At 35.2% G+C, this 15954-nt stretch carries 16 protein-coding genes and 4 pseudogenes; 17 read left to right on the top strand and 3 right to left on the bottom strand.

Going from position 1 to position 15954, the window contains the following annotated elements; translation table 11 throughout:
* Window positions 1-29 precede the first annotated feature (29 nt).
* On the top strand, window positions 30-1649 hold the full coding sequence (locus NST21_RS14925) for an amidohydrolase (RefSeq protein WP_340889881.1): 1620 nt from the start codon (window positions 30-32) through the stop codon (window positions 1647-1649).
* Between the two features lie 109 nt (window positions 1650-1758).
* Window positions 1759-2045 (top strand): annotated as a pseudogene (locus NST21_RS14920) (Zn-dependent hydrolase); the annotation flags it as partial.
* 161 nt (window positions 2046-2206) lie between these two features.
* On the opposite strand, the gene NST21_RS14915 reads toward NST21_RS14920, so the two are convergent.
* Window positions 2207-2848, bottom strand: coding sequence for a GTP pyrophosphokinase (locus NST21_RS14915; protein ID WP_340889879.1), 642 nt, complete (start codon window positions 2846-2848; stop codon window positions 2207-2209).
* 56 nt (window positions 2849-2904) lie between these two features.
* Between NST21_RS14915 and NST21_RS14910 the strand changes: the two are divergent.
* From NST21_RS14910 to NST21_RS14885, 6 genes and pseudogenes are all read left to right on the top strand, one after another.
* A pseudogene (locus tag NST21_RS14910) lies at window positions 2905-3258 on the top strand (IS6 family transposase); the annotation flags it as partial.
* 24 nt (window positions 3259-3282) lie between these two features.
* A complete protein-coding gene (locus NST21_RS14905; protein ID WP_445670522.1) occupies window positions 3283-3558 on the top strand; it encodes a hypothetical protein in 276 nt (91 codons plus the stop codon).
* Between the two features lie 112 nt (window positions 3559-3670).
* Window positions 3671-3837, top strand: a pseudogene (locus tag NST21_RS14900) (MFS transporter); the annotation flags it as partial.
* 377 nt (window positions 3838-4214) lie between these two features.
* Window positions 4215-4577, top strand: coding sequence for a hypothetical protein (locus NST21_RS14895; protein ID WP_340889876.1), 363 nt, complete (start codon window positions 4215-4217; stop codon window positions 4575-4577).
* A 165-nt stretch (window positions 4578-4742) separates the two neighbouring features.
* Complete coding sequence (locus NST21_RS14890; RefSeq protein ID WP_340889875.1) at window positions 4743-5627, top strand: ABC transporter ATP-binding protein; 885 nt, start codon at window positions 4743-4745, stop codon at window positions 5625-5627.
* Window positions 5624-8152 (top strand): ABC transporter permease, encoded by a 2529-nt coding sequence (locus NST21_RS14885; RefSeq protein WP_340889873.1) that lies wholly within the window; start codon window positions 5624-5626, stop codon window positions 8150-8152. Before NST21_RS14890 ends, NST21_RS14885 begins: the two co-directional genes overlap by 4 nt.
* Before the next feature lie 359 nt (window positions 8153-8511).
* Here the strand turns inward: NST21_RS14885 and NST21_RS14880 are convergent, their stop codons facing one another.
* The gene (locus NST21_RS14880; protein ID WP_340889872.1) at window positions 8512-9069 is read right to left on the bottom strand and encodes a hypothetical protein; all 558 of its coding nucleotides are present in this window, start codon (window positions 9067-9069) and stop codon (window positions 8512-8514) included.
* Window positions 9070-9609: 540 nt separating this feature from the next.
* Here NST21_RS14880 and NST21_RS14875 point away from each other — a divergent pair.
* Window positions 9610-9744: a hypothetical protein gene (locus NST21_RS14875; protein WP_340889871.1), complete on the top strand. Its 135-nt coding sequence runs from the start codon at window positions 9610-9612 to the stop codon at window positions 9742-9744.
* A gap of 314 nt (window positions 9745-10058) precedes the next feature.
* A pseudogene (locus NST21_RS28880) lies at window positions 10059-10196 on the top strand (zinc-ribbon domain-containing protein); the annotation flags it as partial.
* Between the two features lie 136 nt (window positions 10197-10332).
* Here the strand turns inward: NST21_RS28880 and NST21_RS14870 are convergent.
* On the bottom strand, window positions 10333-11160 hold the full coding sequence (locus NST21_RS14870) for a glycerophosphodiester phosphodiesterase (RefSeq protein WP_340889870.1): 828 nt from the start codon (window positions 11158-11160) through the stop codon (window positions 10333-10335).
* 743 nt (window positions 11161-11903) lie between these two features.
* Between NST21_RS14870 and NST21_RS14865 the strand changes: the two genes are divergently transcribed.
* The 7 genes from NST21_RS14865 (at window position 11904) to NST21_RS14845 (ending at window position 15479) form a co-directional block, all read left to right on the top strand.
* Window positions 11904-12134, top strand: coding sequence for a hypothetical protein (locus NST21_RS14865; protein ID WP_340892693.1), 231 nt, complete (start codon window positions 11904-11906; stop codon window positions 12132-12134).
* Window positions 12085-12372 carry a PhoD-like phosphatase N-terminal domain-containing protein gene (locus tag NST21_RS14860; RefSeq protein ID WP_340889869.1) on the top strand — a complete coding sequence of 96 codons (288 nt, stop codon included), beginning with the start codon at window positions 12085-12087 and terminating at the stop codon, window positions 12370-12372. The genes NST21_RS14865 and NST21_RS14860 overlap by 50 nt, the downstream gene beginning before the upstream one ends.
* 46 nt (window positions 12373-12418) lie before the next feature.
* Window positions 12419-12604 (top strand): alkaline phosphatase D family protein, encoded by a 186-nt coding sequence (locus NST21_RS28875; RefSeq protein WP_445670600.1) that lies wholly within the window; start codon window positions 12419-12421, stop codon window positions 12602-12604.
* Window positions 12532-12705, top strand: coding sequence for an alkaline phosphatase D family protein (locus NST21_RS28870; RefSeq protein ID WP_445670599.1), 174 nt, complete (start codon window positions 12532-12534; stop codon window positions 12703-12705). The genes NST21_RS28875 and NST21_RS28870 overlap by 73 nt, the downstream gene beginning before the upstream one ends.
* Window positions 12706-13436: 731 nt before the next feature.
* Window positions 13437-13832, top strand: a complete 396-nt coding sequence (locus NST21_RS14855; RefSeq protein ID WP_340889868.1) for a VOC family protein — start codon at window positions 13437-13439, stop codon at window positions 13830-13832.
* Window positions 13833-13856: 24 nt separating this feature from the next.
* Window positions 13857-14228 carry an MmcQ/YjbR family DNA-binding protein gene (locus NST21_RS14850; RefSeq protein WP_053346157.1) on the top strand — a complete coding sequence of 124 codons (372 nt, stop codon included), beginning with the start codon at window positions 13857-13859 and terminating at the stop codon, window positions 14226-14228.
* Window positions 14229-14273: 45 nt separating this feature from the next.
* A complete protein-coding gene (locus NST21_RS14845) occupies window positions 14274-15479 on the top strand; it encodes an aminotransferase-like domain-containing protein (RefSeq protein ID WP_445670521.1) in 1206 nt (401 codons plus the stop codon).
* The last annotated feature ends 475 nt before the right edge of the window (window positions 15480-15954 follow it).

Here is a 15954-nt window from a genome sequence, read left to right as displayed (position 1 = left end):
AAAAGAGTAATTACGAAAGGGATGAGTTTATGAAAGCTGATGTTGTATTGATAAATGGAGAAGTTATTACAGTAGACCAAAAGAATACAGTAGTCGAAGCTGTAGCAATAAAAGATAATCGTATCGCAGTTGTTGGTTCAAATCAGGAGGTTAAGAGTTTTATAGGAGAAAGAACGGATGTATTTGACCTGCAAGGAAAAACGCTTCTTCCTGGATTCATTGATTCTCATATTCACCTCATTTTTTATGGGGTGAATCAGTTGGCGGTAAGTTGTAAAGCTGAACATATCGATTCTATCGAGGCTTTGTTAGATGACCTGAAAAAGAAAGCCTTAGAAACTCCTAAAGGTGAATGGATACGTGCTTGGGGCTTTAATGAAACGGCTGTGAAGGAAAAGCGTTATCCAACAATCGCTGAGCTGGATGAAATTTCAGTTGAACACCCCATTATTGTATCCCGTACTTGCAACCATATAAGCGTGGTGAACAGCAAAGCATTAGAAATTTCGCAAATTAACGAGAACACACCGGATCCTAATGGGGGAGTTATTGAAAAGAATCAGTCAGGAAGGCTTACAGGAAAGTTAATTGAAGCAGCAAATATGGGTATGAATGAGGTTGCAAGTTATACAGAAAGTGAACTGATGAAGGCTGTGAAAATAGCATCAGATCATTTCGTTGCAGCGGGCATAACAAGTATACATGAGGCAGGTGGAAATGGTCCTGAGAGTTACCGTTTACTTCAACAAGCTGTGAAAAGTAAGGATATTCGTGTCCGTATATATGCAATGATATGTCAGGTAAATAACTCCCATGAATTTGTTAATAAAATGGTCGAAGCTGGTGTGGTAACTGGTACCGGAGATGAGAGATTCAAAGTTGGACCAGCTAAATTGTTTACAGATGGAAGTAGCACCGGACCTACCATTGCAACACGTGAGCCGTACTCCAGTGACTCTAACAATTATGGCATTCTTTATTATAGTGAGGAAGAAATCTACCAGGTTTTAGGTGAAGCACATAAAAAAGGCTATCAAATCACTGTACATGCACAAGGTGATAAAGCCATTGAAATGTATTTAAATTGTGTAGAAAGGGCGTTGGAGGAATCGCCAAGAAAAAACCATCGTCACCGGATTGAGCACGCGGGAATTTCTTCACCAGATTTACAAGAGAGAATGAAAAAACTCGAGATGGTTCCTATTCCAAATCCTCCATTTCCATATGAATTCGGAGAGATATATGTCCAACACTATGGTGATCGTGTTAATGACATGTACGCTGTTCGTGATTTTATTGATCGTGGCATCGTGGCAGCAGGTGGATCGGACGCGCCAGTTACTGACTATAATCCTTTATTAGGAATTCATGTTGCTGTCAATAGAAAAAGCCAGTCTGGAATGGAGTTTGGTGCTAATCAATCTATAAGCGTAATGGAAGCTATTAAACTATACACCTGGAATGGCGCTTATGCGAGTTTTGAAGAAGAGATAAAAGGAAGCATAGAGGTCGGAAAATTGGCGGATTTAGTTATATTAAATGACAGCATTTTAAGTATCAACCCAAACCAAATTAAAGATTTAAAAGTAGAAACAACTATTATTGATGGTGAAATTATCTATCAAAAAGAACAATCAGTGAAAATTTAATATATCATAGTTTGCATACCACGTAACTCTTGTAATGTTACGTGGTGTTTTATCCAAATAGGTACCCCAAATTAGTTGAAAGGAAATATACACTATGCAATAACAAAAAATATTAATTAATGGTGAGAGGTTAAATAATACGCTTGAAAAGTTGGAGGATTTTGGATGAACAGAAAACAATGGGGTAACTCGCCTAACGTTGTCTGAAGAGGACCGTTTAGTTAGAGATTACTTTTATTCATGATGTGAAGAATTAGGCATGCCCGTAAAGATTGATGATATGGGCAATCTTTACGCAACTATAGAAGGACTTGAAAACAAACCGCCGATTGTGATGGATTCACATATGGATACAGTAAAAAAGGCGAACAATTTGATGGAGTTTTAGGAGTGGTTGGTATCACAGGTACTATTCTGATTGGTTTTGGCATAAAACTAGCCCTGGAAAAAGTGCAAAATTAAGTTTCTTGTTAAAACCCTTAGATTCTAAGACTAAGTGTTTTTATTTGTCAGATTGACTTAAGGTTGTAAATGAGAAAGGTGTCACGATTGTTTGCTTAATTGGCTAGTAATTTTGTTCTTAATCTTGACATTTCTTTATCCATTAAGGAAGAAGCTTTGGCAAGCTCAATTAGCTGCTTTTGAGCATCCTCTGGTATAGTCTCGCCTTGATATTTATAGTTTAGTTTATGCTCGGTGGATGCCCAAAAATCCATAGCGGAAGTACGAATTTGTATTTCTGCAGGAACCCATATTATTTCGTTGGATAGGATGACTTGGGTTTCTACAATCAGGTGCAAACTTTTATATCCGCTCATTTTCTGGTCCTGAATATAATCCTTTACGCGTATCATTCGAATGTCTTCACGTTGCTCGATATGCTCCTTCAACATATATACGTCATCAATAAAACTTGTGACAATTCTAACTCCCAAAATATCTCTTATTTCATTCCTCACCGCTTCTTGTGTTAAAGGAATTTCTTTTCTTTGTATTTTCTCCACCAAAGAACTTAATTTTTTCATACGTGTTTTCATATGTTCAATAGGAGAATAGCCATGTTGTGTTTTCCATTCTAAGTCAATAACCTTGAAATCACTTTCTAATTCATGTAATGCCATTTGGTAAGGTAAAAAGAACCCCCTCCAATTGTCTAATACTTTTTGAATAACCTCGATTTTCATCTTTTTTTTCAGCATGTCCACAGCCCTCCTGTTATTATTCTGTTATCATAACACAGATGATTCAAAAATGAATGTATCTGTATCGAGCAGTGGATTCCAGAGGAAACACGATTGATTTTTATCTCAGAAAAACAAGAGACAAAAAGGCAGCAAAGCGCTTCTTTAAGAAAACTTTGCGGTCTCTTCATGTTTCAACGCCTCATGTGATAAACGTCGATAAAAATCCAGCTTACCCTATAGTCATCAAAGAATTGAAAAATGAAAGAAAGATACCTGTAGGCATCGAACTTAGGCAAGTGAAGTATTTCAATAACATCGTGGAACAAGATCATCGTTTTATTAAAAGACGAGTTCGTTCAATTCTAGGATTAAAAACATTTCGAGCAGCCAAACAGATCATCTGTGAAGTGGGGGTGTTGAATATATGCTGAAAAAAGGACTACTTCGGAGTGAAGTATCCGGATTTAGTTGTAGAACGGGAAGGGTGGTGTCTAACCATTATTTCACGGGACAATGAAGAAGTATTATTTGCCAACTTTCCTTCAAGTACAGCAGCACGGGCTATTAAATCACAAGATACAGCACTTGTTTTAGTTGCAAAGGAATATATTAGGTATGGCCTAATGTTTTCTGAACTAGCCAAAGAGGTTGATCTGCATAGAGCAGGGGAACTCTGGAAAAAAAACCCTAACCTATTCGTAGTTACAGGAAAACGGTTCAAGTAATTTGGACCGTATTTTCTTTGTCTTTTTCTATAATAATTAGGTTAATATTCTCTAAGATGATAAATAAGCTCTTCGGATAGGAAGACAGAATAATGTCCAATAAAGCTGAAGTATTAAAAAGTATAGGGAAAATCAACTAGGTTGGCTACAAAGATACATAGATTCTCCAGAAAAAAACAACAGTTATATCGACGTTCTTTGTTGATTGTTGTCATATCACAATTATTCGGGGGTGCAGGTCTTGCAGCTGGAGTAACAACCGTCGGAGCACTTCTTGTATAAGACATGTTGAGTACAGATAGTATGGTAGGGGCTCCGACTGCATTGTTCAGAATAAAAAAGTAGACCCCTGATGTTAAATAGCTTTTGCACAGAAGAGCAAAGGTTTGTTCATTTATCCTTAAATATCCATAGAGTTGAATTTTGCAGTGAAATAACTAGTTATGTAGCGAAAATTTTTCAGAGTGCCAATCTCAACACTCAACATGCATCTCAAGAAAAAAAAAGAAGGGTATGTTATCGAAAATTATTCAAAATCGGTATATTTTTTAACTTAATAGAGTTTATTTTTATAAAAATGGTATATCAAGTGGTAAATATTGTATATGAGTGTTGTGTTTAATGGGAGTTTTTACAAAATTACAAGGAGGAATATTATGTTAAAAAACAAACTATTGGCATTGATAACTGCCCCTTTACTTCTTATTACTTTTACCTCAGTAGCTTCAGCAGCTGAGAATAATTCATTAGGGGGAAAAGTGAATACTGTTAGCCCTACTACTTCAGTAACTACTCAAGCTGCTGCACCTAGTAGTGTTTATTATCCGGATTTATTTATTATATCTTTTAATCAAGAACCGGATGTAAAGTTCTTTCAAAGAACAAACTATAATAGAATTTATCGTGGATATCTATCAAAGTATAAGACTGCTGGAACTTATAAGTACTATAGAGGTTATTTATACCGTGACGATTTACCATATCCAATGCCAGCTAGTACAAAACCAATAGAAATGTAGTAGAATAAAGATTATGCTCTTGCTTAACATTCTTTAAAAAGACTGTTTCAAGAGCATTTCTTTTATCAATCTGATAGTCTAATAATCATATTTCTTTCAAATATTTAACTTCATTCATTATCCTGTTCAAAAAAATAGTTTACCAAATAATGGAGGTGAGCAAAATTGATTTTATCTGTTAATAACATACATAAATCATACGGTAAAGAAGAAGTGTTGAAGGGAATTTCTTTTGATATAAACAATTCTGAAATTGTAGCTCTCGTAGGTCCAAATGGTTCTGGCAAATCAACACTTCTAAATATTATTAATAACTTGTTACCTGCAAATAATGGTAAGGTCAATATACTAGGAGGAAGTAATAAAGATCCAAAAGTATTTAGAAAAATTTCTTTCATGCAGGATAACACAGTGCTTTATGATTATTTAACGGGATATGATCATCTCCAATTTATCGGGGACTTGCAAGGGATTACAAAAAAACATATTTTTGAAACCGCTGAAAGAATTGGGATAGATGGCTATTTGAATAAAAAGGTGGGACACTATTCACTCGGAATGAAGCAACATTTATTATTGGCGATGGCGCTAATCAATCAGCCGAAATTGATGATTCTTGACGAGCCACTGAATGGACTCGATCCAACTAGTGCAATAAAGGTCCGCGAACTATTATTAGAATTGGCTGAACAAGGAACGGCCATTCTTTTATCGTCACATAATTTAGCGGAAATTGACAAAGTCACTTCGAATATCTTGTTTTTAAAAAATGGTGTACTCATACATGAAGACCTATCACCACACAAACAAGTGTGGTATGAATTCAAAGTGATGGATGTTGAAATGGCAGAATTTATTTTAAGTGAAGCTAATATAACTACAAAATTTGAAGGAAATAGACTTTACATTTGTTTAAAGGATGAAAATCTGCAAGATATTTTTGAATTGTTAAAACTACATAACATAGTCGTCTTGGATATCGAAAAGAAAATTTTAGGCACAGAGGAACGATATAAGAAAATATTCTTTAGTAGCGATGGTGTGTCATGACGACCTTTCTGTTTGAACTTAAAAAAATTCGGCGCCAAAAAAAGCTACTTTGGCTATTTATTATTATTCTATTCTGTATAAGTGGACTATTTTTTCAAAATTATCAAAAGCAGTCTACCATGTCGGAGCGTGCCTCTAAAGCTATCGAACCTTATATCGCAGATAGTAATACAAGCTATAATAATTTAAAAGCAATTGAGATGGAAGGTTCTCTTACTGAATTACAAACAAAACAGTTAGAAGAAGTGATAAAAGTAGGTAAAGAATTAGTTGATTGGAAAGCTGCCATTTATAATGGGAAATGGGATAAAATACCGAACATTGAGCATGAATTTCTAATGTATGTGCAACAGTTTATTTCACATGGCGGGGATTTTAAATCTTTGGAAGGAAGCAAACTGGAAAAGGCAATGAAGAAAAATGATTGGCTTTTGGCTCATAATCTATCATATGCTGATGAAGCCTTTCCAGTAACACCGGTATTATACCTTAAAGACGTTATTATGCTTCTTTTTGGGGGCGGCTCCATCTTCCTTTTATTGTTGTTTTTTGGGAATATTATTACCACAGAAAAAGAACATAATACCTGGCGAATCTTAACGACCCAACCAATTCCTAAGTGGAATATAATTGTAGGTAAATATATCAGCTTGCTTTTCATGTTGTTTATATTCTTAGTGATGATTCTTAGTATAGGCATCATTATTCCATTGATTTTTGGAGAACGAGTATTCGATTTTCAGTATCCCCAATATGTTTCTACGGGTAAAGCGTATAGCTATATTTCGACGTCTAGTTATGTATTAAGAGCATACATGTTTTTTGGGAGTGCTTGTCTATTTACTTTTGCAGTTGTAACCCTATTAAGCAATTGGCTAAAGAACTCTTTTACATTGATACTATCGACCTGTTTTATCTTAGTCGTTGGCTATTTCACAACAGATGATCTTGTATTTTTCCAAAATACATGGAATCCTTATCAAGTTTTTCATTTTAGTGAATTGATAGCAAATATTCCTAAAAGCACGGATTGGCTGTATCTTCTTTCGGCTCTGATATGGAGTATCAGTTTGGTTGGAATATCCATAATTTTCAGTGAAAAGGATACTGGTTTGTTCAATTTTTCGGGTTATAAAAAACCATTTTGGAATGGACAAACGAAAAGAAATGTTAGATCCATTTGGACAATTTCAGTTTTTGAATTTCGAAAAGCACGTCGTAGAGGTTTAATGAAGCAGGTAAACATGCTATTTTCATTTTTAATAATATTAGGGTATTTTTTTCTTGCAGGGGAAACGGAAGATAAAGAAAAGGAGTACGTCAAACGAGTGCATGATGATGCTCAGCAAGTAGAAATGTTGCTTCTACCAACAGTGAAGGATAGCATTGCTACATTAGAAAAAGAACAACAAACGGAAAATATCCAATTAGATTTAATGAGAAATACTTTAGCATACGGTACTAAAATGATTGAAAAAAATAAAGATGCAATCGCTTCCTATGAACAAGGAGATTGGCGACCATTGGTGGACTACCAACTTTTTCAAAATCGGGCTGCCAACGGAGATATTGACACGGGACAATTGATAATAGAATATAAAACGGAGTTAGGTCAATTTTCAATTGATGCCAGCATTGCTGAAAAAGAATGGCTGATTGAACATGATATTCGTCCGATTTTTTCCGGTGAATATGTTCGAACGATATATTGGGATGATGAGATAAAAAATGATGTGCTGAAAGCCAATCAAAAAATTGATAATAGTGGTCTTTTTTCTCTTTATTACTTTTTTGAGAATCATCTATACCTTATATTAATACTTCCATTTTTATTTTTATTTGGTTCAGGATTGGCTGGGGAAAGAGGAAAGAAGTATACCTTGAACTTTTTAAAAACACAGCCAATTAAGGAGAGGGATATTTTAACAGGAAAAACTCTAACTGCAGCCATTCTTTCGATGGTAAGCTGTGCAGCATTATGCTTGCTTTTAGTTTTGGTAGGTACACTTTTTAATCGCTTCGGTGATTTGAACTATCCGGTTTTATACTATGATCACACAAGCATAATTGAATCAGTATCCTATACAGGGCATGTATCTAAAAATGGTGGCTTTCACTTTCTAGCTTTAGGTAATTATTTATGGGAAAGTATGCTTCTAGTTTTCCTTATTTTACTGTTGATACTTGTTTTATCGAACTTTCTATCCATCTTTTTAAAGAATACATTTACTATTTATATAGCTACAATCGCAATTTTTACAGTAGGATATGTAGTCAGCACCCAAATTCTAGAGGATTATTCCTATTTATCCCCTTTTACGTATCTTGATATTCCCAAAGTGGTTAACGGGGAGTTAACAATGGTTTTGAATCAACCCGGCATACAGGTTAAAACTGGATGTATTGTCCTTATTGTTTCAACGGTCATCGTGTTAATATCAGGGTACCTATCATTTTATTTGAAAACCCGGCTTCAACGTCAAGTGAAAGTAGCAAGAAGTAAAGACCTATCAAATAAGTTTTGAAGGTATAAGGAAATAAATTTAATGTTCTCAATTCTTATGGAGATATAAAAAAGACAATTGAAAATGTTAATCCATTTAATCTATTGCTTTCATTTCCAACATGCTATTTTGTTTTCACTAAAAAGTTTAACGGAACTGAAAGTGAAATTTACCCTACAATAGCAAGTGTTTTAACAACAGAATAGGGAACAAAGTTTAATAACAAAAAATTGATACGTAATTAATATTTTGCTGCATAGTTTCTCTGATCTTATATTAATAATAAGAAACATCAACACAAAATGAGCTTGGAAGTGCATCCAAGCTCATTTATGTAATTCATACCCCATATAATTAATCCAGTAGTTTAAATGAACCAATTATTCCTTTTCAATATTCTCCATTTTTATATTTAAATCTTCAGCTTTAATAATTATCATGAATTTTATTTTCTTAATATATCCATTTTCACTTAAATTCAAATTATTTCCATCTCTAAAAAAGAATACGTATTCTGAAAATTCATCATCATTTCCTTCATAATAATTAATCTTCTCCACATCTTCCCACAAATAAGTATATTCTTTCAGCGATAAAAGAGTAGAATATGAAATTGAATCTTCCGATAATGATTTATAAGATTGAGAAGCTACATAAAAGGAAGTTATACTCAACAATACAAAAAAACTACATAGAATTATAGAAACTTTCTTAATATCTAAAAAAAAGAGAACAAGAGCAGCGAATACTAAAAAAGAAAAACCAATACCATAAACAACAAAATTCACTCCTGGTACATAGACTTGCCAAATCCCTGTTTTATAATGAACTGCATCTGCTATTGCTTGGGGAGTAATCAAAAGAAATATTGGTGATACAACTGCTATTAAGATGCCAATTACCAAAGAAAAATATCTAGGTTCATAATGCTTTTTCACCTTAGTCTACCCCTTATTAAGTAATTATTTTAATTGTTTTGTTTATAATCAAATTTTTCTCCTTCCTCAGTTTTAATAATATATTTTGTAAATGCATTTTTTATTCTTTAAATGGTCTTGATGCAAATCTGACTTCGTTTTATAGCGTCAATTTCAATTAAAGAAAAGTCAAATAACATCGATCATTCTCACCTATATCTGTTAAAGTTACTTTATGCCTATGTGGTATTCTTCCTTTCAGTTCAAGTCAATATGAGAAAGTGATCCTTTATCTCCCCTATGAGCCTAAGAAATTCAGAAGAAAATGTGGAATGGAAAAGATAAATGTAGTTGAGCCCTGTTACAAAAGCTGTATGAAGCTCGATATTATAAACACACTTCGGGCTCCAACTGATTCTTAAACAATTATTTACTGGGTTCTTTGACGACTTTCTTCTATTATATACACACCCCAAGCACATCTGATTTCCACATATGAATTACATGACGTTCTTTTTCAAAAATCTTCTCCAAATAAATTTCTGTAGTGGAGAGTTGTTCATGGCCAAAGCTCTTCATAATCTGATAGACATCAACTCCATTCAAGTGAGAAATGATGGCAATAGCATGCCTAAAGATGCCTGTTATATTATGCAAGGCACTGAAAGGTATAGAGCTAAAGAAAAAGATTTTTGAACAGCAAAAGAATCTCCATTCTTATATCTTAACAATACGCCAAACTTACGCAAAGATATTACTTGGAAAGATAATATATTAGTTAGATAATCTTAGACTTTAGGAACATAATCCAACTTTTTATAAAGCTACAGGCTTGGTGTGGAATCGCATAATTGTCTGCTGATTAAAATTTTTGGGAATAATTATACTCAGCGACATTTAATACTTTTTTTGGAGAAGAGTAAATGAAGAAAAATCTAGCAAGCGAATATCCAGAAAAGGTGAACGAATGGGATTATGAACTAAATGGTGATATATAGCCAAGTGAGGTTCGTCCAAAAGGAAGACACCATATATGGTGGAAATGCAAGGAAGGGCATCCTAGTTATAGGGCTAAATTAGCATCCAGATCTAATAGAACTGGATGCCCATACCTCCCGGGGATTCCTTGCCACGGATCAAGGCTATAGGAAACGTTCAGTGTTCGGAGTAGGTTCAGACTTACATCGATACGGTTCTTTGAAACCCTATTAGTTTGTCAGCAGCCCTATCTCTTTTTCCATAAATAAATGATTGCATGAATCTTAAAAAGGATGAAAGGTTAGTTTAGTTTCTCGGATCTACATAATCTGGAAAGTCTGTAATAATTGCGTCCACATCCATGCTTAAAAGAAATTCAGCTGATTCATGGCTGCGTACTGTCCATGTAGAAATTTTCATTCCGTGTGAGTGTACTTGATTAACTAAATCTTCCGTAACAATTCCATAGTTCGGGTTAAAGTAATCAGCGTAGGTAGCAAAATCTTCTAATGCTTGCTCTGTTGTATGAGCTTTAGAAGATGTCAGTACTCCGATGGGAACCTTTGGAAGAAGAACATCTATTTTTTTCATTGATTCAAAATTAAATGATTGGATGATGATTTTTTCATTTTGCGGGTGATCAAGATTGCGTTCTATTAATTCCTGGGCCACGCTTTCTTCAATTCCTGGATAGAGCTCTGGGGACTTTAATTCTATTAAAATACCAATTTTCCCGTGATATCGATCGAGAACTTCTCCAAATGTCGCGATTTTTTCTCCAGTAAATTGTTCTCCCTTCCAGCTACCAGCATCCAGACTTCTCAGCTGTTCGAAAGTCAAATCCTTAATATATCCAGTACCATCTGTTGTTCGATCAACTTTGTTATCATGCATCACGACCAGTTCTCCATCTTTACTTCGTTGAACATCAATTTCAATATAGTCTACTTTCATTTCCAATGCTTTGTCAAATGCAGCAATGGTGTTTTCTGGTGCGTACCCTGATGCCCCGCGGTGAGCTACGGTGTCCATTTTCCTTAAATCCCCAGTTGTTTCTGGAGCGCACGCCTGGTGAAACGGACTAAATAATAGGGCAAGAGCAAAGCCCGCTCCTAATAATGTTTTCTTCTTCATATCTTTATCTCCAATGCCAAATTATTTTTTTGGCTAAGTTATGAAAATATAAAAAATCAGAATTTTCAGCATGTTTTGTTTACAAAACGATTGTTTCTAGAAACATAGAAAAAGATGGCAGCTGGAGATTGTAATGCTTCATTTAAAGGTGTTGTTCTGGTACTAATATTTCAGGATAATCGCAAGTAACTCTAAATCTCGGACATACTGATACTACTACTACTTTAAGAAATGTGATCTGACCCCAAAAATTAAATACTAGTAAAAGACCTACAAAACCTTTCAATATTCTTTGAGAAACTAAACATGCTAAAAAAACTGTCTAGTGGAGTTAGTATAGTTTCATGGACACATTTTAGTATTGAATCCTTTCATGCCCTATTAAAAGGAAGAAGTCAACCACGTACAATAGCTAGACTATCAAACAGCTAAATTACCGATGTTCCAATTTATTAAAGGTTGGTATAACCGAAAAAGAATGCAGATTGGACTATCAAACCCCACAGGCCATTGAAGATCGAATTAGGAATACAGCTTAAGATTTAACTTTTTAGTGTCCAAAACATTAACTAAAATCCAGTATTTGTTAATTCATTTACAACATTGTTAAATATCTATAGTTTGTATATAGTTTCGGTAAATTTGGTCATGTCCTCTCCCAATCAATGTTATTTATATATAATATGTCAGACTATTTGACAAGGTTCGATAATAACTTACACATCTTCTTAGGGGAGTAAAAGTTGAGGTACGAAAAATGGTTGAACGAATTTAATTCTAAAAAATTGAGTTGCAGAAATTTTTTTGGTACATCTGGCAAAGTAGCTTTAGCTACAACAATTGGGCTAACAACCTCTAATTCATTGGCAAATAAGGATGTAGAAGCTTTATTCACATCTAATGAATATCCATTTACTCTAGGAGTTGCATCCGTTACCAGATGGCGTCGTATTATGGACAAGATTAGCTCCTGATCCTACTGCTGGAGATGGTTTAGGTGGGATGATGGATAAAAGTATTCGTGTCGAGTGGGAAATGGCAGAAGATGAAAAGTTTAATAAGGTAGTAAGACACGGAACAGAGGTAGCAATGTCAGAGCTTGCTCATTCTGTTCACGCAGAAGTATATGACCTGAAACCAGGACGGGAGTATTATATTAAAACTGGAAACGAGATAAGTCCAGTAGGAAGGACCAAAACGGCTCATGCATGAGGAACACATTTAAACAGTCTTTCGTTTGCGTTTTTGCCAACTCTGGGTGGGAGGCCGTTACGCTGCCTACCGTGATATGGCACAGGGAGACTTCGATTTTGTTTTCCATCTTGGAGACTATATCTATGAGAAAAAGACCTCGGAAACCCTTGCAGATTTCTGTATCTACATGCCCTTTATAAAATTTCACCAGACTTACAGGCTGCCCATGCAGCGTTTACATTTATTGTAACGATGGATGATCAAGAGGTAGAAAACGACTGGGCGAATGGCATTTCACAACCGGATGGGGAGGAATCCAATCAGAATTTTCTTGCCGTTCGGGCTGCATAGTTCCAGGTATATTATGAACATTTGCCTAACTTATTACGTAATGCAGTACCCGCGCAATAATAGAGTAGGGGCTTTAAAGGTTCTTTTTTATCACATTTTTTTAGTTTACATAACATATATTATAGGGAGTTATAAAAACAAATAACGTCTCAAAACGACAAGGTAAAGAAGTTAAGGAATATTAGTGGAGAAATATTTTCGTGTGTAACTTCTAATAGTGATATTAATATTAAATTAATGGTAGGAGCATGGGAAACTAATAATAATTGTCCTTTTTGTGGAAAAAAATTAATGAAGGATAAGCTATATTTATTTATTATTATATTAAAAGGTTGCCTATCTAAGGAATTAATCTGTTTGTTAATCATTAGTTACTATATTTTAGATTAAGCTATTCCACCAACATTCCATGTATCGTCAAATAACATCCACACATGTGGAGTGCGTGTCACAATTAATTTTTAAAAAATAATTGAGTAGATATGTAGAAGGGACATAAAGCCGATTCTGTTGGTCGGAACTAACTATATTTGAAGAACGGTTCCTGTGGTCTTTCTAAAAAGTTATGACAAGATGTATGATGAGGCTCTAAAAATTGATTTAATCTCAACTAAAAATAATATATTCTTATAAAAATTGAATTTATTTCCACACCCGTTATAATAATAAATAGGAATTTGTAAGCGAACACACTGAATAATTTTAATTCTTGTAAAAAATAGGAGGAAATCATGGGAAGATTAGTTCATTTCGAAATTCATGTGAATGATATGGAACGGGCAAAGAAGTTTTATGGAGAGGTATTCGGATGGTCATTTCAAGATTGGAGTGATTATGCAGGAATGCCTTACTTTGGGGCTGTAACTGGCGATGAGAATGAACTTGGGATCAATGGTGCTTTGATGCAGCGTCAAAGTGCTCCGCCGGAAACAAACCAAGCTTTAAATGCATTTGCTTGTACAATGGGAGTGGAAAATTACGATTTAACGGAAGCTAAAATTATGGAGAATGGCGGCAAGATCGCAAAGCCTAAATATGCCCTGCCTGGAATGGCGTGGCAAGGATACTATATTGATACCGAAGGCAATATATTCGGAATTCATCAACCAGATGTGAATGCAAAATAGATTCGATAATAGGTGAATTAAAACATGAAATTACAAGACACGGCAGGCATGCTTGAAAATGTACGCAATATCTGTCTTGCGCTGCCCGAAGCTGTTGAACTTATTGACGGTTTCGGTCACAATACTTTTAAAATCAATGGAAAATCCTTCGTGATTTCAGGTGAAAGCGAGAAAGGATTCAGCTTATCTTTCAAGTCAGATCGGGACACTCAAGAATTATTGCTACAGAAAGAGAATTTTTTCAAAACACCGTATATAGGTCATCACGGTTGGGTCTCTATTCAAAATCCGGATAGGGAAGACTGGGATGAATTGACCGATCTTATACAAGAAGCCTATTTACGTGCGGCACCGAAGCGTTTGGTTAAGAAATGGAATGAGTTGCATAAAAAGTGAAGTAAGGCGGATGATCTGCCTTTCTTCACTTTTACGGAAAGGTGTATGGTCAAAGTGAATATTGAATCTTTTTTTTCTGAAAACATTAAAGCGGCACTTAAGAATGATCCGCCCGGTGCATGGATGCCAGATCTTCCAGATGGTTGTATTCACTTGAGTTCAGGTTATCCGGATCCTGCTCTCGTTCCTGCTGAGGAGCTCAAGGGAGCAGTAGCAAGACTTCTTGATGAGGAGCAGGATTTGCCGCTCCATTATCTCGGAAGTCCACGTATTGCAAGACTGAAGCAGCAACTCCAGATAAGATTGGCAGAGCGTGGAATTTGCGTTTTGGAAGAACAGCTTTTGATTACATCAGGAGCTTGCCAGGCGATTGATCTTATTGCCCGCATTCTCCTTGATGATAAAGCGGTCGTAGCGGTAGAATCTCCCACCTATATGGAGGCTTTAGAGATTTTTCAAAACTATACGAAGCAAATTATTAGTATACCTATAGATGAACACGGACTCCAAACATACCGATTAAAAGAAATGCTGGATGAAAGGAAACGTACAGGTCTCACCCTCCCGCGTTTTCTATATACCATCCCATCCTTTCAAAATCCAACTGGGACGACTATGACAACTGAGCGCCGGAAGCATTTATTGGAGCTTTCCATCGAGTTTGATTTCCTCATTCTAGAGGATGATGCATACGGAGAATTATCCTTCGATAAAAGTCCGCTGCCAATAAAATCTTTTGATAAAAGCGGACGAGTCCTTCACGTTGGTTCATTATCCAAGGTAGTGGCGCCAGGAATGCGAATTGGATGGATAGCAGGAGAAAGTGAATTCATTAAGGCTTTAGAGTGGTTTAAAAAAGATTTAGACCATCCATTTGCTCAAAGTACAATGGCTGTATACTTAGAAAACACCGATCTTGAGAAACGACTCGTCCTTCTAAAAGATGTGTATCGTACTAAATGTACTGCGTTAATCCGTTCGATGGAACAATTTCTTCCAGAATCCGTTTCCTGGTATGTACCAGATGGTGGTTACTTTGTATGGGTGAGAATTCCAGGTGTTGATACGTCGCATTTATTATCACAGGCTTTAGCTGAGGGTGTTTCGTATGTTCCAGGGAAATACTTTTTCTTGGATCAAAAGGATGGAATCGAGTTTATCCGGCTCTCGTTCAGTTATGCCAATGAGAAAGAAATAATCAAGGGAATTCGAAGACTAGGACAGCTTATCTCATCAGTTTATCAAAGATAGTCCTGAAGGATTGTTAGTTAGTTGTGTTAATCATTGCAATGATTAACACTCTAAGCTATTTCGAAGCTTTTTTGAAAATGAATTTGAATACGCCTACTTCCTTAAAGGAGGTAGGTTTTTTGCTAATGAAAGGATTCTTTATCTCTTTCGCGATGATTTTATGGACATATGCCTTCATTCTTTCCTAAACGAAACCATTAGTATTGCAGCACCGGCCAATATTATAAGAAAAATTCCGAGTAAACTTAGCAAAATCTTATTTGTTTTACTCATAAATCCCCCCTTTCTTTAACACGTAATTTCATTATATCCATATTACTCTAACATTTGTGTAGCTTATAAAGATCCTAAAAATATTAGAATATATAAACTTGAAAGTCTAAGAAATTTGAGAGACCTCCTGAATATTAGCAGTTTTGTTTTCGGTGCTTTGTGAAACTGTTTGAATCCCTCTACATAATAGAAATATTTTGAT

It is taken from the genome of Peribacillus sp. FSL K6-1552 (assembly GCF_038005205.1).
Taxonomy (GTDB): Bacteria; Bacillota; Bacilli; order Bacillales; family DSM-1321; genus Peribacillus; species Peribacillus butanolivorans.
Note: the sequence above shows the minus strand (reverse complement) of the source record. Positions and strands in the feature narration are given on the sequence as shown.

Excerpts from the sequence above, each read along its gene's own strand:
- NST21_RS14925 (WP_340889881.1), top strand. The coding sequence starts at position 30 with ATGAAAGCTGATGTTGTATTGATAAATGGAGAAGTTATTACAGTAGAC.
- NST21_RS14915 (WP_340889879.1), bottom strand. The coding sequence starts at position 2,848 with ATGCTGAAAAAAAAGATGAAAATCGAGGTTATTCAAAAAGTATTAGAC.
- NST21_RS14895 (WP_340889876.1), top strand. The coding sequence starts at position 4,215 with ATGTTAAAAAACAAACTATTGGCATTGATAACTGCCCCTTTACTTCTT.
- NST21_RS14885 (WP_340889873.1), top strand. The coding sequence starts at position 5,624 with ATGACGACCTTTCTGTTTGAACTTAAAAAAATTCGGCGCCAAAAAAAG.
- NST21_RS14875 (WP_340889871.1), top strand. The coding sequence starts at position 9,610 with ATGGCCAAAGCTCTTCATAATCTGATAGACATCAACTCCATTCAAGTG.
- NST21_RS14870 (WP_340889870.1), bottom strand. The coding sequence starts at position 11,160 with ATGAAGAAGAAAACATTATTAGGAGCGGGCTTTGCTCTTGCCCTATTA.
- NST21_RS14855 (WP_340889868.1), top strand. The coding sequence starts at position 13,437 with ATGGGAAGATTAGTTCATTTCGAAATTCATGTGAATGATATGGAACGG.
- NST21_RS14850 (WP_053346157.1), top strand. The coding sequence starts at position 13,857 with ATGAAATTACAAGACACGGCAGGCATGCTTGAAAATGTACGCAATATC.
- NST21_RS14845 (WP_445670521.1), top strand. The coding sequence starts at position 14,274 with ATGGTCAAAGTGAATATTGAATCTTTTTTTTCTGAAAACATTAAAGCG.